This is a genomic window from Ureibacillus aquaedulcis, assembly GCF_030418165.1.
GTDB classification, from domain to species: Bacteria; Bacillota; Bacilli; order Bacillales_A; family Planococcaceae; genus Ureibacillus; species Ureibacillus aquaedulcis.
In genome coordinates this window covers 1-20,878 of sequence record NZ_JAUHTQ010000026.1, presented here as the reverse complement: position 1 = coordinate 20,878, position 20,878 = coordinate 1, and the positions used below count along the sequence as shown (strand labels likewise).

The 20,878-nt window shown below is 37.7% G+C and carries 20 protein-coding genes; all 20 read right to left on the bottom strand.

Annotated features, from left to right (window positions below; translation table 11 throughout):
• Window positions 1-1,206, bottom strand: a complete 1,206-nt coding sequence (locus tag QYB95_RS18845) for a CaiB/BaiF CoA transferase family protein (protein ID WP_301139911.1) — start codon at window positions 1,204-1,206, stop codon at window positions 1-3.
• A gap of 181 nt (window positions 1,207-1,387) precedes the next feature.
• The gene (locus tag QYB95_RS18840) at window positions 1,388-2,092 is read right to left on the bottom strand and encodes a FadR/GntR family transcriptional regulator (RefSeq protein ID WP_301139910.1); all 705 of its coding nucleotides are present in this window, start codon (window positions 2,090-2,092) and stop codon (window positions 1,388-1,390) included.
• 251 nt (window positions 2,093-2,343) lie between these two features.
• The gene (locus QYB95_RS18835; protein WP_301139909.1) at window positions 2,344-2,619 is read right to left on the bottom strand and encodes a hypothetical protein; all 276 of its coding nucleotides are present in this window, start codon (window positions 2,617-2,619) and stop codon (window positions 2,344-2,346) included.
• Window positions 2,620-2,927: 308 nt separating this feature from the next.
• Window positions 2,928-3,365 (bottom strand): YlbF/YmcA family competence regulator, encoded by a 438-nt coding sequence (locus QYB95_RS18830; protein ID WP_301139908.1) that lies wholly within the window; start codon window positions 3,363-3,365, stop codon window positions 2,928-2,930.
• A complete protein-coding gene (gene miaB / locus QYB95_RS18825; RefSeq protein WP_301139907.1) occupies window positions 3,365-4,912 on the bottom strand; it encodes a tRNA (N6-isopentenyl adenosine(37)-C2)-methylthiotransferase MiaB in 1,548 nt (515 codons plus the stop codon). Before miaB ends, QYB95_RS18830 begins: the two co-directional genes overlap by 1 nt.
• 279 nt (window positions 4,913-5,191) lie before the next feature.
• Window positions 5,192-5,548 carry a hypothetical protein gene (locus QYB95_RS18820; RefSeq protein WP_301139906.1) on the bottom strand — a complete coding sequence of 119 codons (357 nt, stop codon included), beginning with the start codon at window positions 5,546-5,548 and terminating at the stop codon, window positions 5,192-5,194.
• Window positions 5,549-5,986: 438 nt separating this feature from the next.
• The gene (locus QYB95_RS18815) at window positions 5,987-6,937 is read right to left on the bottom strand and encodes a nuclease-related domain-containing protein (protein WP_301139905.1); all 951 of its coding nucleotides are present in this window, start codon (window positions 6,935-6,937) and stop codon (window positions 5,987-5,989) included.
• 185 nt (window positions 6,938-7,122) lie between these two features.
• A complete protein-coding gene (locus QYB95_RS18810) occupies window positions 7,123-7,854 on the bottom strand; it encodes a 5-oxoprolinase subunit PxpA (protein ID WP_301139918.1) in 732 nt (243 codons plus the stop codon).
• Window positions 7,854-8,717, bottom strand: coding sequence for a 5-oxoprolinase subunit C family protein (locus tag QYB95_RS18805; RefSeq protein ID WP_301139904.1), 864 nt, complete (start codon window positions 8,715-8,717; stop codon window positions 7,854-7,856). Before QYB95_RS18805 ends, QYB95_RS18810 begins: the two co-directional genes overlap by 1 nt.
• Before the next feature lie 3 nt (window positions 8,718-8,720).
• Window positions 8,721-9,416 (bottom strand): 5-oxoprolinase subunit PxpB, encoded by a 696-nt coding sequence (gene pxpB / locus QYB95_RS18800; RefSeq protein WP_301139903.1) that lies wholly within the window; start codon window positions 9,414-9,416, stop codon window positions 8,721-8,723.
• Entirely contained in the window at window positions 9,409-10,023 is a 615-nt protein-coding gene (gene pcp / locus QYB95_RS18795) for a pyroglutamyl-peptidase I (protein WP_301139902.1), read from the bottom strand. Before pcp ends, pxpB begins: the two co-directional genes overlap by 8 nt.
• A gap of 137 nt (window positions 10,024-10,160) precedes the next feature.
• On the bottom strand, window positions 10,161-11,711 hold the full coding sequence (locus QYB95_RS18790; RefSeq protein WP_301139901.1) for a methyl-accepting chemotaxis protein: 1,551 nt from the start codon (window positions 11,709-11,711) through the stop codon (window positions 10,161-10,163).
• 462 nt (window positions 11,712-12,173) lie between these two features.
• On the bottom strand, window positions 12,174-13,049 hold the full coding sequence (locus tag QYB95_RS18785) for a hydroxymethylglutaryl-CoA lyase (protein WP_301139900.1): 876 nt from the start codon (window positions 13,047-13,049) through the stop codon (window positions 12,174-12,176).
• Between the two features lie 11 nt (window positions 13,050-13,060).
• A complete protein-coding gene (locus tag QYB95_RS18780) occupies window positions 13,061-14,338 on the bottom strand; it encodes a TRAP transporter large permease (protein ID WP_301139899.1) in 1,278 nt (425 codons plus the stop codon).
• Window positions 14,338-14,853: a TRAP transporter small permease gene (locus QYB95_RS18775; RefSeq protein WP_301139898.1), complete on the bottom strand. Its 516-nt coding sequence runs from the start codon at window positions 14,851-14,853 to the stop codon at window positions 14,338-14,340. Before QYB95_RS18775 ends, QYB95_RS18780 begins: the two co-directional genes overlap by 1 nt.
• 58 nt (window positions 14,854-14,911) lie before the next feature.
• Window positions 14,912-15,925, bottom strand: coding sequence for a DctP family TRAP transporter solute-binding subunit (locus tag QYB95_RS18770; protein WP_301139897.1), 1,014 nt, complete (start codon window positions 15,923-15,925; stop codon window positions 14,912-14,914).
• Between the two features lie 13 nt (window positions 15,926-15,938).
• Complete coding sequence (locus tag QYB95_RS18765) at window positions 15,939-17,090, bottom strand: CaiB/BaiF CoA transferase family protein (RefSeq protein ID WP_301139896.1); 1,152 nt, start codon at window positions 17,088-17,090, stop codon at window positions 15,939-15,941.
• Window positions 17,091-17,125: 35 nt separating this feature from the next.
• Window positions 17,126-18,601 carry an aldehyde dehydrogenase family protein gene (locus QYB95_RS18760; protein ID WP_301139895.1) on the bottom strand — a complete coding sequence of 492 codons (1,476 nt, stop codon included), beginning with the start codon at window positions 18,599-18,601 and terminating at the stop codon, window positions 17,126-17,128.
• Window positions 18,602-18,605: 4 nt separating this feature from the next.
• Window positions 18,606-19,781: an iron-containing alcohol dehydrogenase family protein gene (locus QYB95_RS18755; protein WP_301139894.1), complete on the bottom strand. Its 1,176-nt coding sequence runs from the start codon at window positions 19,779-19,781 to the stop codon at window positions 18,606-18,608.
• A gap of 2 nt (window positions 19,782-19,783) precedes the next feature.
• Window positions 19,784-20,452 (bottom strand): GntR family transcriptional regulator, encoded by a 669-nt coding sequence (locus QYB95_RS18750; protein WP_301139893.1) that lies wholly within the window; start codon window positions 20,450-20,452, stop codon window positions 19,784-19,786.
• Window positions 20,453-20,878 lie beyond the last annotated feature (426 nt).

Below are 20,878 nucleotides of genomic sequence, written 5' to 3'. Positions count from 1 at the left end.
TTAGATGACTCCTTTCTCATACAATTTTTGAATTTGTTCTTCAGTTAAGCCAATTTCATTTCTAAGAATTTCTTCGTTATGTTCGCCCAGTTCCGGTGCACGATATCTTATTTTGCCTGGTGTAGCAGAAAATTTCGGTACAATTCCCGGTACCTTTACAGACCCTAGACGAGGATGTTCCACTTCTAAAATGTTTTCTCGCGCTTCATACTGAGGATTATTAAATATATCTTCAATGCTTAAAATTGGCGAAATTGGTACACCATCTGTATCGAGTTTTTTGATAAGTTCGTCATTATTAAGACTTCCAATAAACTCTTTTACTATTTTTTGTAATTCCTCATCATTTTGCATACGTTCTTTATTTGTTTTATACAGTGGATTATCGATTAAATCTGCTCGTCCCATTGATTCTGCTAATCTAGTCCATGTTCTTTCTGTACTGCATACAAGTACAACCCATTTCCCATCTTTTGTCTGATAGGTTCCGGCAGGACTAGAGTGTCCAGCTAACATTGGATTCCTTTCCCGTACTTTCCCAAGCTGATCATGCTCAGCAATTAAAAACTCCATCATTCGGAAGATTGCTTCATATAATCCTAGCTCAACGACTTGTCCTTCTGCGTTATTTTTATCTCTGTGGTAAAGAGCACTTACTGTTCCAAAAGCCGCAAAAAGTCCAGAAACATAATCCAATAGTGAAAATGATGGGCTTACAGGTGGTCTGTCTTTGTATCCTTGCAAGTATGTGTATCCTGAAAAAGCCGTACACGGAGTTCCAAACCCAGCTTTCTCGGCATAAGGACCTGTTTGACCATAGCCAGATTGTCTAGTTAAAACTATATTGGGATTTACTTCTTTTAGTACATCGTAACCAAGCCCCCACTTTTCAAAGGTTCCTGGACGGAAATTTTCAATGACAGCATCTGCTGTTTTGACTAATTCTTTAAAAATTTCTCTACCTTCCTCTGTACGAATATCGAGAGTTAAAGAGCGCTTATTCCTTGATAGGCCAGGCCATCTTAATGATTCTTCACCTTTCCAAGGTCCAAGGCTTCTTGCGGAATCTCCTTTACCAGGGAGCTCAATTTTTATAACCTCTGCTCCTAAATCTCCAAGCAGACAAGCTGCGAAAGGGGCAGCAATGACGCTAGATGCATCAATTATTGTTAGTCCTGTTAATGGACCAAAGTTTTCTTGTGTCATGTTATTACCTCCATCACAAAACTGTTCTTATTACATAATCGGTCTTATGGTATACTGGTCTAACCAATTTATTTCATTATGTCGGAACACTACTAATCTGTCAATAAAATTTTGAAAATTTAGTGAACATTATTTCAAAATAAAAAGACCCCATCTTTAATAGATGGGGTCAAGGAAAAACTTATTGATTATTTAGTACGTTTTTGCGTAATTGTTTCAAATGTGCAGCCATTGCTTCTGATGCCTCTTTTGGATTCCGCCTTTTCACAGCATCATAAATAGCCCGGTGTTCTGCATTCGACCGTTCTATCCTTTCAGGAGATAATAATGTTTTTAGGCGAATTTGCTGTAGCATATTTAAATTTGTTTCAAGCGTTGTCACGAGAACGAAATTTTGAGTTGCTTCTGCCAATGCGAGGTGGAACATGCTGTCCCTCACCAATTTCTCCTCAAAATCTTCTCTTTCAGCTTCTACTTTTAACAAAGCTTTTTCCATATTTAAAAAATCCTCTTCATTGGCTCGCTCGCATGCCAATGCTGCAATTTTAGGTTCAATCATTTCACGTACTTCTAAAAAATGCATGATGGAGGTTGTCTTCATAAGATCTACAGGATCAAAGCTATATTCCATAACTAGCCGCTGATCGACATTTTGTACAAAACGCCCTCCACCTGGCTTTGAAATGATAATCCCTTCTGCTTCCAGTACCCGAAGTGCTTCTCTTAGTGATGTTCTACTGCATCCAAGCATAGAAGAAAGTTCCCGTTCTCCGGGAAGACGATCACCAGGGAGAATCTTCCCCTCTTGAATTAGTTCCCGAATTTGTACAACAATCTGTTCATAAATTCGTTCATATTTTACACCAGTAAATAAATTATTTTCCATAATACACCACCTTCTGACGACCACCATAATCGATAATAATAAAATTACTATACCATAATTTTCATCAAAGGTGTGCCACCTATTAAATATACTGTTACGATTGCCCCGTTAGTCCCTCTCCGTTTTATGTAATTCTAGGAATCGTACTATCCACATGATTTTTTAATAAAATGAAGACTTCAATTACTCCACAATATGTCCCGTTTTGTTGAATTAACGATTAATTTTCACTTAGAATTCCTGCATTATCTTTAATTAAAAAAAGCAACGAGCGCCGTTATAATACCAGCAATTCCACCAACAAATAGTGCAGTTAAAATCTTTTCTCGAGTATCCATTCTTTTTATTGCAACAATATCCTTTTGGGATTGCGCTCCAAATTCAACTTGTCTTAATACATGGTCTGCAAAAAATTTTAATAAATCACGTGTTTCTTTCCCATCTTTCATTACTGTATGTGAAGGTAATATTGGGCTTGCCAATAGTGCTGCCGTTACTGCCAACTCAGCAATTGTTTTTCTTTTCATTATGTTTCCCCATAGGTCAGTTTATGAAAACGCTAGGTATAAAATCCTAATCGTTTCTAGTAATATATCGGTCCATAATAGAAAAGTTTATAGCTTTTTTATATTTATTAAATAAATATAGTAGTAATTTATGAATTTAGTTAAAAATAAAAGGCACTATCAAGAGACGTTTGTGTTAACTTTGGAATAGTGAATATAAAAAGCGTCTTAAAAGATGCACTTAGTAGATTAAACTGCATAAATATAAAACCCCTACAAACCTTAAAGGCTGTAGGGGTTAAAGAGCACATATATCACAAAAATTTTGTTTATGAACAGCTTCCTGGCTGGCTGTTGCGGATTTTTGACCCTGTTTCACCTTTAAGTAGGTCGCCGCCAGTGGACTCGATAATTTCATCTGTTACGTTATTTGCAATTGCGTTGGATACCAATTGCAATAAGTTGTTAACATCCATTTGGGATTGTTTGAACTCTTGCACAATTGGTGTTTCATCGATTTCATCTTCGATTTTTGCAATTTTTTCTTCGATTAATTTTAGCGCTTTTTCTTTGCCTAGGTGCTGGAAATTAACCGCTTGTTTTTGCAGTGTTTTAAGACTCGCAATTTTTTCACGAATATGTTGGTTTTCATTGATTTGCTCTTCCGCTTTTTTGAAAAATTCAACTTCCTCCGTGTTGGCAATCATGTGTGCAATTTCTTTTGCTTTTTCTACGATTTCGTCTTTTGTGTAAAGTTTTGTTGTCATTATACTTCCACCCCATGTCGATGTACGACCTCTACAAACTCACCGCGTAATGAGTAAGATTTCGCCTCGAGTATTTTTACTTTCACAAGATGGCCCACTAATTCTTTCGGCCCATCAAAGTTGACTAATTTATTTTTTCTTGTATAACCAGCTAACACATCATCACGTTTTTTACTGCTGCCTTCAACCAGCACTTCCACCACTTGGCCTTCGAATTCTTTCAAAGCAGCCGCTGAAAACTCCTCAACCACCGCATTCAGGCGTTGCAGGCGTTCCTTCTTCACTTCTTGCGGAACATTGTCATTCATCTTCGCAGCAGGCGTCCCTTCACGTGGTGAGTAAATATAAGTGAAGGCCATTTCAAATCCAACTTCTCGATATAGATCAAGAGTTTCCTGGAATTGTTCCTCGGTTTCATTTGGATAACCAACAATAATGTCCGTTGTTAAAGCAACATCCGGAATGGCAACTTTAATCTTGCGAACTAATTCAAGGAAGTGCTCACGTGTATATTTACGTGCCATGATTTTCAGGATATCATTCGAACCTGATTGAACAGGCAGATGAATGTGTTCCACTAGGTTGCCGCCTTTAGCCAGCACCTCGATTAGATGATCATCGAAGTCGCGCGGATGGCTCGTTGTGAAACGGATGCGCGGAATATCGATTTTGCGCAATTCATCCATTAGATCGCCAAGGCGGTATTCGATATCCGCAAAGTCTTTCCCGTAAGCATTTACATTTTGCCCCAGCAGCATAATTTCCTGATAGCCCTGTGCTGCCAACTCACGCACTTCCTGGATAATTTCATCTGGACGACGGCTGCGCTCTTTCCCGCGAGTGTAAGGAACGATGCAATATGTACAGAATTTATCGCAGCCGTACATGATGTTCACCCAAGCTTTAATGGCACCATTACGTTGTTTTGGAAGGTTCTCGATGACATCTCCTTCTTTGGACCAAACTTCGATGACCATTTCCTTGGACATGTAAGCTTCTTTTAAAATGTGCGGTAGACGGTGAATGTTATGCGTACCGAAAACCATGTCTACATGTTGGTATGTTGTTAAAATTTTATTGACAACCGACTCTTCTTGCGACATACAGCCACAAACGCCGATTAACAATTCAGGATTTTGACGTTTATATTTTAATAGGTAGCCAAGCTCACCAAATACTTTATTTTCCGCATTTTCACGGATTGCACATGTGTTCAGCAGCACAACATCCGCTTCTGCAATTTGATCAGTGGGTTCATACCCCAGCTGCATGAAAATCCCGGCCATTACCTCGGAATCATGCTCGTTCATTTGACATCCATAAGTACGAATGAAAAATTTGCGACCGTTGCCCATTGCCAAAAACTCTTCATCAATATTGAAATCCTTGTGGTACTTGACTTCCTCTTTCCCACGCTTTTTCGCATCTTTCAAGGAAGGTGCCGTAATCACGCGTTCGAAATATTGACTATAATCTTTTTCAGGCTTAGCATTTGTAGGTTTTGGTTGATTCACTTGCTGACTCGCTAGTCGTTGTTCCTCATTCATTGAATCCAGAAACTCCTTTCAAGATTGGTTTCGTACATTCGAACCCCATTTAAATATTATAACGAATAGTAGGTAGAAAGAACAATAACGTGCGCTAAAATTAAAAAATATTTTAGAAATGGGAAGAATAAATGGTGAACTCTGGTGAATGTGCCAGTTGACTGGGTTTGCGAGCCTGCTGCTGTGAGTCTAGGCTTAAGGATGTTAACGAATTCGACACAATGCACTGAATTTTTTGGGTCCAGGCAAATCAAGTGAACTTGTTCTGGAGAGAATTAATTAATTGCACACAATGAACTCCAGATACTGCTCGGGATCATTCTCTTTTAAAATTGCAAGAAACGTAAAACAAAGCTGCACCACCGACTGCCAATTCATCTGATACCGCTCCTCAAATCTATACTTCGACAATCGCAAGACTTCCTTAAAAATCGTCTGCGGCTCCAACTCTTTCAACTCCAAATATTTCAGGAATGCGAGAAAAAGCTTGTGATCCTGCACCACAAGGGCCTTCTCCTCCACAAGCTTGTCAATTTCCTGCACATCCTGCAGCGAATTGGCCTTCCGAAACATCCTATCCAGCTTCTCATCCTGCTTCCGCTGCTTTACCGAGATAAAATCAATGATTTTGTTCATGTCGATACCCTCTTTTCTTTTGGGGGTGGGGTGTTGCTTCTGCTTTTGATAGTTACTTTTATATGAGTTTCTGAGAATCTCGCCACTTTTGCTGATATTCTCGCCACTTTTTGAATTATTTTAGCCACTTTTTGTCGAAATCTAGCCACTTTCTTCAATAATCTAGCTCCACTTCAAAAATTCACAAGTTATTCCCAATAATTTTCAATCAATTATATTACTTTTCTCTTGTTACTTTCTCCAAACATCTTCCGAAATCAAGTAGTTTTGAATTTCTTGTGAGAATCTAGCCACTTTTTGCTGATAATCTCGCCACTTTTCGAATTATTCTAGCCACTTTGTGTCGAAATCTAGCCACTTTCTTCAATAATCTAGCCACTTCAAAAATTCCACAGTTATTCCCATTAATTTTCAATCAATTATATTACTTTTCTATTGTTACTTTCTCCAAACATCTTCCGGAATCAAGTAGCTTCTGCTTTTGGTAGTTCCTCTAGTGTTAAAGTTCATTCTTCCTAGCAATTTACTAGCAGAATGCAGACTTTCAATAAAAAAGAAATCCCTAAATTCCCTATTTGAAATCCATTCACTAAACAAAACTCGATAATCATGCAACCCCTGATAGAGAGGCTCCTTTGATCTAATTCCGCAAATGCATAAAAACTTGCCTTGATTATACTCCATACTTCTCCCGCATCCACAAATCGCTCCCTTACGTAGCGGCGGAATTTCAAATCTCGGCACATAGATACTCGGTTTATGTAACCCCTGTAAGTAACTTGTTAGCATCTCATAATGAACTTGTGAGAGTGCGGTGTTGCTATACTTTAATAATAGCTTTTTTATTTCACTAGGCAAACCAATCGCATGGAAAATTGAAAATTCCTTTGGCACGTCCCCAATAACCGTGGAAGATTCGGCAATGATAACCGTTTTGTGCACCGGTAGTGACAAGCCTAAACGCCCTACGATTCTTTCAATCATCTCGGCATGGCGCTGCACCTGATCAAAAGGGCTCTGGAAACTCTCGACTTCCCCTGTTAATTTCCTTCGCAAAAACTGATGTTTGTCTTCTTCATACCAAATGGTTCCTGATACATTTTTGATTTCGAGGATAAAAATAAAAAGGGGGCATACAAATAGGGTGTCGATTTGATGCGAATTGCCGATGTCGTTAGTGGTTTCAAAGCTATGTATAAGAAGAGCGTTGGTCGGCACGGTGGATTCCTTCCACATTCGGTCCACCTTCAACTCCCCTCTGTAGCCGGCTTCCGCCCGTCGCAACAATGAAGCAACATACTCGTGCCTCGGGTGATTCTCATCAATCCTGCGTTTCATTGCATCCAAAACAATAATTTTCGAAGATAAAGTACGGTCAATAATGTACAAAAACAAACCTCGTTTCTAGAATCTATATTAAGATGTTATTAATGTGGTCATGGAAGAATTTAACTACAACAATGTTAACTTGTTTTCTACAAACCCTACAACAGTAAAAGGCAAAATAAATATTTGGTGTGTTTATTAATTCAAATTAAACAAAAATCCCTCCCAAATTAATGGAAGGGGTAAAACTAAATCTTATTCAACTCACTAATTCGCCTCGCAAAATGCAAAGCATGCGGACCATCTCCATGTATGCATAATGTTTGTGCATTAATTTTGATGAGTTTCTTTTGAATTGTCATGACCTCATTAGAGGAAATAATACCCCGTACATGTTGGAGCATTCCTTCTTCGCTTTCAATCAAAGCCTGTTTTTGGGATCGCGTGACTAAAGTGCCATCTTCGTTGTAATTACGATCGGAAAAGGCCTCTTCATAAACAGTCAACCCTTTCTCCTTGGCCATTTGAGCCATCAAACTTCCCGATAAACAATAAAGGATGTAATCAGGATTCAAATCAAACATCGCATCTATTACAGCGCCGGCCTTTTCCCTATCGTTCGCACTTTGATTGTAAAGGGCCCCATGCGGCTTTACATGATGAAGTTTTCCCTTCTCAATACCAACAAACGCCTGTAGCGCCCCGACTTGATAAATGATCATATTATAAATTTCCTCTGGGGAGAAATCCATATTCCTCCGCCCGAATCCCTGCAAATCAGGGTAGCCGGGATGGGCACCAATTTTCACATTTTTCTCGATTGCTTGCCGGACGGTCCGAGCCATAATCATGGGGTCACCTGCATGAAAACCACAGGCCACGTTAATTGAAGTCACATAATCCAATATTTCCAAATCATTACCTAAATGGTATGCGCCGAAACTTTCGCCCATATCACAATTAATATCTATTCGCATTATTAGTCCTCCACCAAACGAAACTTCACATTGCCGAACGTACGCAATTGGGCAATTTTATATAAATCTTCCTCATGTACCGTTCCGATAATTGGATAGCCGCCCACGGTTTGTGCATCGGCCATCAAAACGATCGGATCTCCACTCGCAGGAACTTGAATCGTCCCAAATTGAGTCGCTTCAGAAATGATGTCTTTTTTCTCTCGCAATACTAGTTTTTCACCTTTGAAATAATAGCCCATTCTGTTGCCGCCCGTGAATTGGTATGAATCCTGAAGAAAACTGTCCCTACTCTCCTGTGTAAACAACTCAAAATGCGGCCCCTTAAAAATATGGATCTCTATGGAGCTATCAAATTGTGGCCTGAATTTCGGCATTAGTCCTCGCGTGTTTGCAATCGGTTCGGTATCATGCCCGTACAAAATACTGCCCACTTCTAATAACTCTCCAATATTAGCAGTAGGATAATTCGACCTACTATTTAGGATAGGGTCCACCCTAAAGCCACCCTGTGGAATCAAATAAAGGATCGACCCTTCCACTGTCCCTTTTATCGATAAACGATCTCCTTTAAAAAGGCGAAAACTCTTCCAACAGTCAATCTTAACGCCATTATCAAAGTAATCTCCCCCTGCACCAGCGAGGACATATGTATGATCGCTTAAAGCTTCGAATTCAAACCCGCCATGAAAGATTTCCAAACAAGCAGCATTCGTGGAATTATTTAAAATTTGATTGCCCATTTCAAAGGAAAAGCGATCCATTGCACCCGAAACAGGGATACCTTGCGCACGATATCCAAACCTTCCTTTATCCTGGATGCTCGCATACACTCCATGGCGTGTCACCTTGAGTAGTGGCTTCATCTGCTACACACTTTCTTGTATAAATTGATAGTACTCTTGTTTCGTAATCTCATAAAACGTCACGATATCGCCCACTTGAAATAACGTGGGTTCATCCTTCCTGACATCGAATAAAGGATAGGGCGTCTTCCCGATAATATTCCACCCCCCGGGAGAATCTATCGGGTAAATGCCCGTCTGATAGCCCCCGATTCCTACAGAACTGGCATTCACCAGACTTCTAGGCTTCGTTAATCTTGGCACATGAAGGCGTGAATCAAGCTCCCCCAAATAGGGAAACCCTGGTAGGAAGCCAACTAAATGAACCACATAAGTTTTAGAAATATGTAATGAAATAATTTCTTCAGGTGATAAATCGGTAAACTCCATCACCCGTTCCATATCTAGCGCAAATTCCTCATCATAGCAAACGGGAACCCTTAATTCGCGCCCTACAGATGGATATTCGTTCATCCGCTCCGTTTGAATCAAACGCCACTGTTCAATTAATTCATCCTCATTAAAATTTTGCCGCCCTTTTAGATAAACGGTCACAGTAAAGTAACCCGGTACGGTTTCGACCACTTTATGATGGAGTACTTTACGGATAAATCTATTAAACTGCTGGACTGCCAGAAAACTTTCCTGTGAAATCTCCTCGCTGAATGCAAAACGAACCGTATACTGGCTGATCCACATCATTTTCGGAAACTCAATCATTGGCACAGCTTACCGTTTCCTCTATACATAACTCCACGCCTTTTATAAGATCGCGCACATTCCAGCCCGGGATTTTTCCGTGCTGAATAGCTAGCTCAAATGACGCCGGAATGTGAATAAAACCAGCTAACACGTTCCCCTGTTGCTTGGCATACGCCAATCCTTCGTACATAATGTTGTTGCACAGGTACGTGCCGGCCGTATTGGAGACTTCTGCCGGATACCCTTCTTTCTTCAACCGTTCAACCATTTTTCGAATGGGCAAGTTTGTTAAGTAGGCATCTGCACCATCTTCGTTAATTTTTGCATCGACAGGCGCAAATCCATTATTGTCAGGCTCGCCATCTTTCATATTGATGGCGATCCGTTCTGGTGTAATCTTGTAACGCCCACCTGCCAAACCCAAGGAAATTATCAGATCGGGTTGGACTTCATTTATATATTCTTTCAGTTGGTTCGAAGATTCTTTAAAATCCACTTTCATGATGCGCCCACAAATCTCGTAATCTTCTATAACTTTTCCATTCAGGGCTTCAACAACCTGCATTGTGGGATTTAATTTAAAATCCAGGAATGGTTCGAATCCTGTAAGTAAAATCTTTTTCATTTCAACATCGCCTCAATTGTCTGCATAATTTTTCGTATACCGAAAAATTAACAAAAAAAACTATTAATTTCAACAGTTTTCTGAAAATTAATAGTTTTCTTTCATTAAATCTATAACATTCTGTTAACTTCTACTGGCTACACAGTAAATCTCTTAATCGCCGTTGTGAGTGTGCGGATATTTCTTGAGATTTTTTGTATCTCGTCGTGAATTTCTTGGGTAGCTTCCAGTTGGTCGGCAGTTGAAGCAGATACTTGCTCAATCATTTTGGCATTCTCTTTCGAAACTTCGCTCAATTGCAAGGAGTTGCCCGCAACCTCTTTCGTATTTTCCGTGATGACGTTGATCGTTGATGCTACTTCACCGATATGAGGTCCAATCTCATTGACTGCAGAGACGATTTGCTGGAACTTGGATGCAGTTTGATTCGTTGTATCAATCCCTGTTTGTACCGACTGAAGAGCATTGCTCATGAATTGAACCGATTGCTTTGAATCATCTTGGATCTTTTTGATGATTTCTTCAATAACCTTTGTCGAATTAACCGATTGCACGGATAGCTTGCGGACTTCTCCTGCCACCACACTGAACCCCTTGCCATATTCTCCGGCACGAGCTGCTTCAATCGCCGCATTCAAAGCCAATAAGTTTGTCTGCTCGGCAATCGAATTGATCATCTGGATCACTTGCTCAATCTCTTTCGAATGCTTCACCAAAATTTGCATCATATCAAAGGATTTTTTCACAGCTTGTTCAATTTCATGCATTTGTTCATTATTTAACAACACAAACTCAACACCTGCATTTGCTTCTCTTACTGTCTGCGTTATATTTTGTTCAATAAAATCAATGCGCTCTGCAATTACGACAACGCCATTCGCAATCTCTTGTAAAGCTGTTGTGTTAAGGTTTAACTGTTCTGTTGACTTTGTTGTGGCACTTGTTAAATCGTAAGCATCATGTGAAATATGTATAGATGCTTTCGTTGTTTTTTCCGAAGCTGCCTGCAAGTGATCATTCGCTTCATGAACGGATGCAGCACTTCGCTGGACCGTTTTGAGCAATTCTTTCACTTCGGATGCCATTTGATTGTAGCTTAGCATCACTTCGCCAAGTTCATCCTTGGCGTCATATTTGGCAATCTGCGTAAAGTCCCCCTGTTGTGCTTGCTTCAACAACTTCTTCAGTTGGCGGGTTGGTAAATTTACGGAACGTGTTGCCCCGATACTTAAGTAAATAATAATAATCACTATAGCAATCGAAACACCGGTTAACAATTTGTAGCCGAAAGAAATATCTTCTTGGTGGGCTAATAACTGGCTCTCTGCCCGCGAAGTGACATAGTTTTCAATTTCCTGGGATAACGATAATATCTCGCCATTATTTCCACTTTCAAATGCAGCATCCAGCTCCCTTATGTAAAATTCCATTTTTGAATCAAACTGGTAATCCACTAATGAATCCTGTAATTCCCTAGCTTGATTCATATCTCCCATATGTATAAAAGTTTCCATTTCGGCAATTGCATTAATGGCCAAAAGTTTTTCGCTGTACATTTTTTCTGTATTGCTTTCCATCTTCCGTAGATAATCCATGCTAAAGATTGCAAAAATACAATTCGATAGAATACAAACAATCGTCAATACGATTAAACGGTCTTTCACCTGAATATAGCGTTTCAAACGCACTTCAAAGCAACTCCCCCACGCTGTAGTGCTTTAAGCATAGTTTAGTACTATAAAGTACCTATATAGATTTTGTTAAATTATTGTAAATGTTTAGGATTATTATAAATTAACTAAAATCTTTTTGAGATAAAGAGAGTGTAAGATTAAAATATTTACTTAGTAAAGTTAAGTTTAGAAGGAGATTTTTATAAAAATGGGGATAAGAATATAACAGATAAACAGCAAAAACAGTTTAAAATCGAGGCAAAAAAATTTATTGTGTTCATTTTCCATGTTGACTTTCGAATGTTTGAATGACTAAAACTCTATCCACATACTTAAGGAAAATTAGTTTTCCAACTACCTAGTGGAAATTACCTGAAAATTCTTTTTTCTATCTAATTAAAATACCTTCTAACTTCCATGTGAGTATCCAGTCTCCATCCTCACAATAAGTTAGAAGGTAAATTGATAATTTAGAAATTAAATAAATTGAAGGTGCCCACTAAAATTCCCATTGACTACCTGTTTTTGAAATTTCGCTGCCTGCAAGAGTAAAGAAAAATCGATTCCTGTATTGTAATTCATATCATTCAACATATAAACAATATCTTCAGTAGCTAAGTTTCCAGATGCTCCAGGTGCGAATGGACATCCCCCTAGCCCTCCTAAGGTTGACTGGATTTTTGTTACACCCTGTTGGATAGCCGTAAACGTATTGATCATTCCCATATTTCTAGTATCGTGAATATGAATTTGCAGATTCAGGTCCGGATAGGCTGACTTTACATCGTTTATCGTTTTCTTTACATCATGCGGATTTGCTACACCAATCGTGTCGCATAAATTTACTTCTTTAATCCCTAGTTTGATATAGTCTTCCAGGAATTCAACTACTCTATTATTGTTTTCTTTCATTTCAAATGGACAGCCAAATGTTGTTGATAAATCTAAACAAATCTTCAATTCTGGATAGGTATCCCTAATCTTGACAATTTCATTAAATGATTCCTCATGTGTACGATTAATATTTGCTTTGTTGTGTGATTGACTTAAAGAAACCACATACGATATCGAACAGACTCCTGCTTCGTTTGCCAGACTCGCTCCCTTTAGATTTGGAACTAGGGCACTGAAGTTTATACCTGGAAACTTTGACAAACAAATTTCTGTTAATTCCCTGCTATCTTTTAATTGTGGAATCGCTCTAGGACTGACAAAAGAAGTATGCTGGATGTTTTGTACACCTGATTGTACAAGCTTTTCGATAATGCTGACTTTGGTTTCTATTGGTATATATTGATCAAGATTTTGAAAGCCATCGCGGGGTCCCACTTCGTATACTTCAATATTTCGCATTATACTCTCCTTTATTTTAGTAAATTAGGGATAAATAATACTAGATCCTCAATATAAGTGATTAATAATAAGCCTACTATACATACAAGCAGATACATTCCTAAATGCTTATTTAATAAATCGTTTACCTTTAATCCATCTTTTAATTTGGCTGCAACAAATAAATTAACTCCTAATGGAGGTGTAATCATCCCAATACTCAGATTTACAATCATCATTACGCCAAAATGAATTGGATCAATACCATACTCTAGAATAATTGGTGTGAATATTGGAGCTACAATTAAAATCGCTGCATTTGTCTCCATAAAAGTACCGATAATTAGTAGTAGTACATTAATAAGCAGCAGTAAAATATATGGATTATCTGTGAGGCTAACAATAAATTGAGATAATTCTGCTGGAATTCTTGCTTTTGTCATAACATAACCAAAAGCTGCTGCTGCACCTACGATAAACATAATCATCGCAGAGTTAATAACTGCACCTTCCATAATGTCTTTTACAACATTTAATTTTAATTCTTTATAAACAAAAATACCTACGATTAATCCGTATAAACATGCAACCGCTGCTGCTTCTGTTGCTGTGAAAATACCGGAATAAATTCCACCTATAATAATTAATGGCATAAGCAATGCCCAAATTGCTTCTTTAAAAGTGCGTAGTATTTTAGCAAATGAAAATTTATATTCTACCTTAATATTTTTTTTACCATAAAGATATGCATATACAGACATGAGGAATGTTAATAAAATTCCTGGTATTATACCACCGCTAAATAGATCTCCAATAGAGGCTCCTGTTGATACGCCAAACGTTACCATAGGTATACTCGGCGGAATAATTGTCCCTAGAATCCCTGCTGCGGCAAGCGTAGTTACAGAAAATCGAATATCATAGCCTTCTTTTAACATTGTTGGTACTAAAATTGCACCAATTGCAATTACGGTTGCTGTTGAAGAACCTGAAATAGCTCCGAAAAAAGCCGCTGCTACGAAAGCTACAATAGCTAACCCGCCTGGTAATCCACCAACAATTGAATTAGCAAAGTTTACGATTCGCTTTGAAACTCCTCCTTTTTCCAAAAGCCCCCCTGCTATCATAAAAAATGGTAGCGCCATTAAGGAAAAAGAATCGAGCGATACAAACAGTCGCTGTACTAAGACGATTAAAGAAGTTTCTGAGAAGAAAAATACACTAATACCTGTTGCAATTAATAATGCAATCGCGATTGGCATACCTAATACTAGAATCCCTGCTAATCCACCGAATAAGGAAAGTCCCATTATAGATATACCTCACTCTCTTGTAGCGGCTTTTCGTTTTCTTCTGTCTCTGCTACTTTAATAAAATCAATCCAAAATACTTGAATTGCCCGATAAGTACTTAAAGCAAATCCAACAGGCAACGCTAAGTAGATCAAATAAAACTTAATTCTTAGAATTGGAGTAACTTGCCCTAAAGCATATGATTGAATAACAAATTTTACTGCAATACAGAATAATAAAGCGTAGCTTAAAATTAAGAGAATGCTAGCAATAACTGCCATTGATTTATTTAATTTTGGTGGTGCAAATGCTGAGATTACATCAATTCCTAGATGTGACTTTTTGCGTGTCACAATACTGATTCCGATCAAAATACCCCATATCATAAAGTAGCGAGATAACTCTTCCCCCCAAGTGATCGGGTTTGAGAGTACATACCGGCAAAATACACCAAGCAAGGTTATTATACTCATCGCTGTAAAACAAAAAATAGTTGAGTAGTTTTCGAACTTAGTAATAATTTTATCAACCATAAAAGTCCTCCATTCTATTTATACTTCAACAAAAAGTAAGCGTTAACATTTCAGAATATTAAAAATCATTTTGGATGGAATCGATTATTTCCTCATCTAATTGTGGTGCATATTGATTATAGATATTATCCCAAACTGCCTTTTTCATCACATCTTTATTTGGATTAGTAATCTCGAATCCTTTTGACGCTAAATCTGCAAGTGCTTTATCTTCGATTTCTTTATTTAAATCTCTCTGATATTTAGTAGTTTCTTTTGCAGTCTCACTAATTATTTCTTGTAAATCTTTTGGTAATCTTTCATATATATCTTTGTTCATCATAAATACAGCGGTAACATAGAATTCACTGCTGTTCGAGATATAAGGCGCAACCTCGTAGATTCTGGCCGTATACATTGAAGGAATTGACACACTCACCCCGTCAATCGTGCCATTTTGAATTGCCGTGTATACCTCGCTCCACCCCATCGTAATTGCACTTGCCCCTATTTCTTTATAGGAATCAATATGAATAGGGTTATCGTTTGCGCGAATCTTCATCCCCTTAAAATCTTCCGGACCTTCAATAGATTTTTTAGAATTCCATGTGTTAAAAAAGCCATTTTCCCAGTTAGCCAAACCCTTAATATCTACTTTTTCCAAACTTAATAACGCTTTTTCTCCAATTTCACTATCTAAAACTGCATGTGCATGCTCTCTATCTCTAAATAAAAATGGAAAATCAAAATTTTGGTACGCATCAGTAAATGAAGCTAGATTTCCGGAGTTTGCCAATGCCATGTCAACCGTGCCCATGGCTAAGCTTTCTACCAAATCACGTTCATTTCCTAATTGAGCACTTGGGAATATATCCACAACTAAACGACCTTCGGATTTTTCGTATACCTCTTCAGAAAACTTTTCTAAAGCTAGGTGATATGAATGATCTGTAGTTACAACATGGCCTACTTGCAAGTTATATACTTTGCTATCTTTCTTCGCGGCAGAAACTTCCGAGTCATTCTTACAAGCAGCTAAAGCTGTAGCCAATACAAGAAGAGATAACATCAAAAAGAGCCTTTTAACTTTCATATAATCCCCCTATTCATACTTTATCTAATTTCAAAAATTCCGAATTATTAGCACCCAGTTCTGGTCCTGCCCATTTTACCTTACCAGGAGAAATGCTTAATTTTGGCACAATACCTGGCATTTTTAATGGGCCAATTGGTGTTTCAATATCTAAAATCATTTCTCTTTCTTTGTAATGGGAATCTTCTATAATATCTTTCACACTATAAATTTTTCCTGCCGGGATACCATTTTCATTTAGTAAATCAACGACTGAGTCAATATCCTTTGATTTTGTCCATTCCGCGATAACGCCATCCAAGTATTCAGCATGTGAATTTCTTAAAGCATTTGTAGTAAATCTTTCATCATTTGCAATATCTTCTCTTCCGATTAGCAACATTAACCGCTTAAAAATTGAATCCCCATTTGCTCCTATTACAACATATTGATTATCTTTGCATTCGTAGGTATTTGATGGGGTAATGCCCGGTAAAGTACTGCCGCTTCTTTCGCGGATTACTTGTTTTCGATCATACTCAGGCACCAAACTTTCAGTTAGACTAAAGATAGATTCATATAATGAAACATCTACACATTGCCCCTCAAAATCAGAGTTATTATCTCTATAGTAAACTGCCATTAACGCACCTATAACTCCATATAAACCTGCAATGGAATCCCCGATACTGAGACCCACTCGTGTAGGCGGACGGTCAGGATATCCAGTAAGATATCTTAAGCCTCCCATCGCTTCACCGATTGATCCGAAACCTGGATATTTACTTTTGGGACCGTCCTGACCGAACCCTGAAATACGTACCATGATGAGCTTTGGATTAATTTTTTTTAGATCTTCGTAGCCAATACCCCATTCTTCCAATTTACCAGGCCTAAAATTTTCTATGATAATATCGATACCCTTTACAATTTCTTTTATAAAACGTTGACCTAGTTCCGATTTCAAGTTAATTTCCACTGATTTTTTGTTTCGTGACTGCACATACCACCATAAACTGGTGCCTTCTTCGACCTCTCTCCATACGCGTAATGGATCACCATCCTTTTCATTTTCAACCTTAATAACCTCTGCACCGAAATCTGCAAAAATTCTTCCCGCAAATGGTCCAGCAATTAATGAACCTAACTCAAGTACTCGTAATCCTTCCAACGCCGACTTTTGCAAACCTTTCACCTCTACTTGTCAAAGTGTATAAACACTTATAATTTAAAACTTACAACTTTTTTATTTGTTAACTCTTCCAAGACCGATTGTGGCCCTTCTTTGCCAATACCACTCTCTTTATAACCACCATATGGCATATGATCTGGTCTAAAATTTGAGATTTCATTAATATGCACACTACCTGCTTTAATCTCATCAATCGCTTTTAGTGCATTCGGTAAATTCGTCGTATATACACCAACTTGTAGGCCATACCTTGAATCATTTACCAATTCAATTGCTTCATTAAATGACTCATACGTAGTAACTAAAATGACTGGACCAAAGATTTCTTCTTTAAAAACCCTCATTTCCGGAGAAACTTTTGATAATAAGGTGGGTAAGAAAATTTGGTTTTCAATTTTACCACCAACCTCAAGATTTGCTCCATCATTCAGTGCTTCTTCAATCCACTCTTGAATGCGTTGGTTTGCATCTTTAGTAAATAAAGCGGATACATTTGTTTCTTCAGCAAATGGGTTACCCACTTTTAACAACGACACCTTATTTTTTAATAATTCAGTTAATTCTTTGGACAATTGTTTGTTTACAATAATTCTTTGAACTGAAATACAGGATTGACCATTTGCCCCGAATCCACCCATTACTAACTTTTCCGCCACTTCTTCCAAATTTTCAACAGAATCAATCACTGTTGCTGCATTTGAACCTAATTCTAGCAATACTTTTTTGTATTCGGCTTGCTGGCTAATTTTACGCCCGATTAAACTACTGCCAGTAAATGAAATAACAGCTATACGTGGATCTTTTACTATCGCCTCTCCAACTTCCACATCTCCATTTACAACCGATAACGCACCCATTGGCAACCCTGCTTGTTGCAATACCCAAGCAAGTACTATACTTGAGATTGGCGTGCCAGGGGAAGGTTTTAAAACAACCGTATTTCCCGCACCAAATGCTGGTCCTAATTTATGTGCTGCCAACAAAATTGGGAAATTAAACCCTGTAATTGCACCCACTACTCCGATGGGTTCATGTATAATAAACGATAAACGTTTGCCAACTCCCGACATTGCATCTAAAGGTAAAGTTTCTCCGTGTAAATTTTTTGTAGCCTCTGCAGAAAAACGAAAAGTTGAAATTGCTCTCGTCATTTCACCCTTAGCATCTTTTAAAGTTTTACTTGTTTCATAAACGATAATTTTTGCAATAGAGTCGATATGTTCTTGAAGGATATCGGCCGTTTTGGATAATATTTCCGCTCTCTCAAATAGAGTTAGTTTTTTCATACTAGGCAATGCTTGTTCAGCAAGAGAAATTGCTTCTTCCACATCTTGAATGCTAGATTTATAGAATGTAAAAACAGGTTGCCCATCGTATTGGAAGATTACATCACCCTTCTTTTCACCAGCTATATACTTTCCACCAATAAATTGGTGTACTACCCCTAGCTCATCCTGTACATTATTCAGTAGATTTTCAATAGCTTCCTGAAGTAAGACCTTCATTGAATCACCCCTCGTTTAAAATAATTTGACCATTATACGCTTGTTTAAAAATTGCCAAAAGCTCATCTTTTTCTAATCTCTTTGGTGAATTCGTTTGTAATCGTTCCTGAGTGTAACTACTTGCTGCTAATGTTTCTAACAAGCTTTCTTCAATTCCCAATTCTTCTAGTGTGATTGGAAGATTTAATCTCTTCTGTAACTGAATAATTTCATCAATAAATCGTTCAATTGTTTTCTCATTTGTGGCTTCTACAATATTTACATTACTCGCCAGTGTAACCAATGCCTCTTGGCAATATGGTGCGAGGTATTTCAATGTGTATGGAAGCATCAAACTATTTGATAATCCATGAGGTAAGTTGCAATATACCCCAAGTGAAAATGCCAATCCGTGTACCATACCGGCCCCATCCGTCGTGTTGAGAACCAAACCACCCATCATGCTTCCAATTGCCATCTCGTATCTTGCTTCTTTATTTGTACCGTCCTCGTATGCAGCCTCAATATGATTCCAAATTTTCTTTAACCCTACTAATGCCAACTCATTACTAAAATTGGAATTTCTTTGAGCAAGGTAACCTTCGATCACGTGGACCAAGGCATCTAAACCAGTATGAGCTGTAATAACTGGTGGTAATGTATAGGTTAAAGCCGGATCCACTACTGCTACTGTCGGGACAATATTCGGACTAGCGATAACACTTTTTAAATGTGTTTCTTCATCAGTCAATACAGCAAACTTAGAAACTTCAGATCCAGTTCCTGAAGTGGTTGATATCATTACTGTTGGTAGTCCTGGTGAAGGTACTTTATTAATTCCTACAAATTCTAAAAACTCTTTATCGTGTTTTAGTAATAAAGCTACCGCTTTTGCTAAATCAATGGCACTTCCTCCACCTAGGCCGATTACCAAATCTATATCAATACCCTTTGCAAGTTCTAATGCTGATTTAAAGTTACTAATTGTCGGCTCTGGCTTAGTTTCGTTAAAAATAGTAATATTAGCTACCGACTTCTGGATGCAATCAATCACTTTATCAACAATTCCAGCCGCTGTAAGTCCCTTATCGGTAACTAATAAAATATTTTTTGCACCAAATTCTTTTAATACATCATTTACTTGATTTAAAGCATTTTCTCCAATTAATAACCTCGTAGGAAAACATGATAAATGACTCATACTTATTCACTCCTATTTTTTTTATTAAAAACCTTTTTAAAGTAAGCAATATCGTTATTGATATGATCTACGATAACTTCCGCTGATTTCTTGGAATCTTTTGTTTTAATAAAATGACTAACCCGCTCATGATCTTCTAAAAAATTGTAATCAAGATCAAAATCCAAAAACAAAATGTTCCTGTAAAGCAAAATTAAGGATCTGATTTTTTCCATCATTTCGATTAACCGAGAATTTTTTGAGGCATATAAAATTAAATCATGAAATTTCGTATTAAGTTGAATAACAGTTTTATAATCTTTTTCGTTTAATGCTTCCTTTGTTTTTTCTAAGCAATCATCTAAAGCTACTATAAACTCCTCGGTTTGATATTCAGTTGCCCAATATACAGCAGAATACTCTAGACCTGAACGTACTTTGTAGAGTTCAACCAAATCAATCAGTGTTGGTTCATAAACCGTTAAAATCCCTTTATTATTAACCAATAAACCTTCTTGTTCAAGCATTCTTAAAGCTTCTCTAATAGGACTTCTACTTGTGCCAAACTCTTTTGCTAACTGAGTATCTATGAGTCTCGCATTTGGTGGATACTCGTTCGTCATAATCCTATTTTTTAATAAAGCATAGTACTGTTCATACAATGGCTGAACTCTTTCTAATTGTGCACACATACTGTTTTCCTCCTACAATATACTGTCGACAGCATACTATTATGCTAACACCCATAAAAAAACAATACAAGTATTTTTTTGCATTTTGTACAATATTTTTATCGCTATGTAGAAAATACAAACAAAAATCATTTAAAGAATAAGTGATTTTTTCATACTAGGGCAGCTTTCTTAATGCTAAGTAAATGTTTTTTAATAAATTTTAGCCATATAACAAAGAGGCTGGGACAGAAGTAAGAATTCTTTGAATGATGGAAGAATCCATATTAAGAAATTGATACTGTATAAATTGATTGGAGTGGAGGGGCGACTCCTGGGGGAACAGCACAAGGGAGAGACTACAGGCTCGAGCCGTGCCCGAGGATGCGCGTCCCCGCGACGGAAATCAATTTTAGCTATATCAAAAAAACATCATTTTCCCACTCG

Coding starts and splice junctions, on each gene's coding strand:
- QYB95_RS18845 (WP_301139911.1), bottom strand. CDS start 1,206: ATGACACAAGAAAACTTTGGTCCATTAACAGGACTAACAATAATTGAT.
- QYB95_RS18840 (WP_301139910.1), bottom strand. CDS start 2,092: ATGGAAAATAATTTATTTACTGGTGTAAAATATGAACGAATTTATGAA.
- QYB95_RS18835 (WP_301139909.1), bottom strand. CDS start 2,619: ATGAAAAGAAAAACAATTGCTGAGTTGGCAGTAACGGCAGCACTATTG.
- QYB95_RS18830 (WP_301139908.1), bottom strand. CDS start 3,365: ATGACAACAAAACTTTACACAAAAGACGAAATCGTAGAAAAAGCAAAA.
- miaB (WP_301139907.1), bottom strand. CDS start 4,912: ATGAATGAGGAACAACGACTAGCGAGTCAGCAAGTGAATCAACCAAAA.
- QYB95_RS18820 (WP_301139906.1), bottom strand. CDS start 5,548: ATGAACAAAATCATTGATTTTATCTCGGTAAAGCAGCGGAAGCAGGAT.
- QYB95_RS18805 (WP_301139904.1), bottom strand. CDS start 8,717: ATGAAGCCACTACTCAAGGTGACACGCCATGGAGTGTATGCGAGCATC.
- pxpB (WP_301139903.1), bottom strand. CDS start 9,416: ATGATTGAGTTTCCGAAAATGATGTGGATCAGCCAGTATACGGTTCGT.
- pcp (WP_301139902.1), bottom strand. CDS start 10,023: ATGAAAAAGATTTTACTTACAGGATTCGAACCATTCCTGGATTTTAAA.
- QYB95_RS18785 (WP_301139900.1), bottom strand. CDS start 13,049: ATGCGAAATATTGAAGTATACGAAGTGGGACCCCGCGATGGCTTTCAA.
- QYB95_RS18780 (WP_301139899.1), bottom strand. CDS start 14,338: ATGGGACTTTCCTTATTCGGTGGATTAGCAGGGATTCTAGTATTAGGT.
- QYB95_RS18775 (WP_301139898.1), bottom strand. CDS start 14,853: ATGGTTGATAAAATTATTACTAAGTTCGAAAACTACTCAACTATTTTT.
- QYB95_RS18770 (WP_301139897.1), bottom strand. CDS start 15,925: ATGAAAGTTAAAAGGCTCTTTTTGATGTTATCTCTTCTTGTATTGGCT.
- QYB95_RS18760 (WP_301139895.1), bottom strand. CDS start 18,601: ATGAAGGTCTTACTTCAGGAAGCTATTGAAAATCTACTGAATAATGTA.
- QYB95_RS18755 (WP_301139894.1), bottom strand. CDS start 19,781: ATGAGTCATTTATCATGTTTTCCTACGAGGTTATTAATTGGAGAAAAT.
- QYB95_RS18750 (WP_301139893.1), bottom strand. CDS start 20,452: ATGTGTGCACAATTAGAAAGAGTTCAGCCATTGTATGAACAGTACTAT.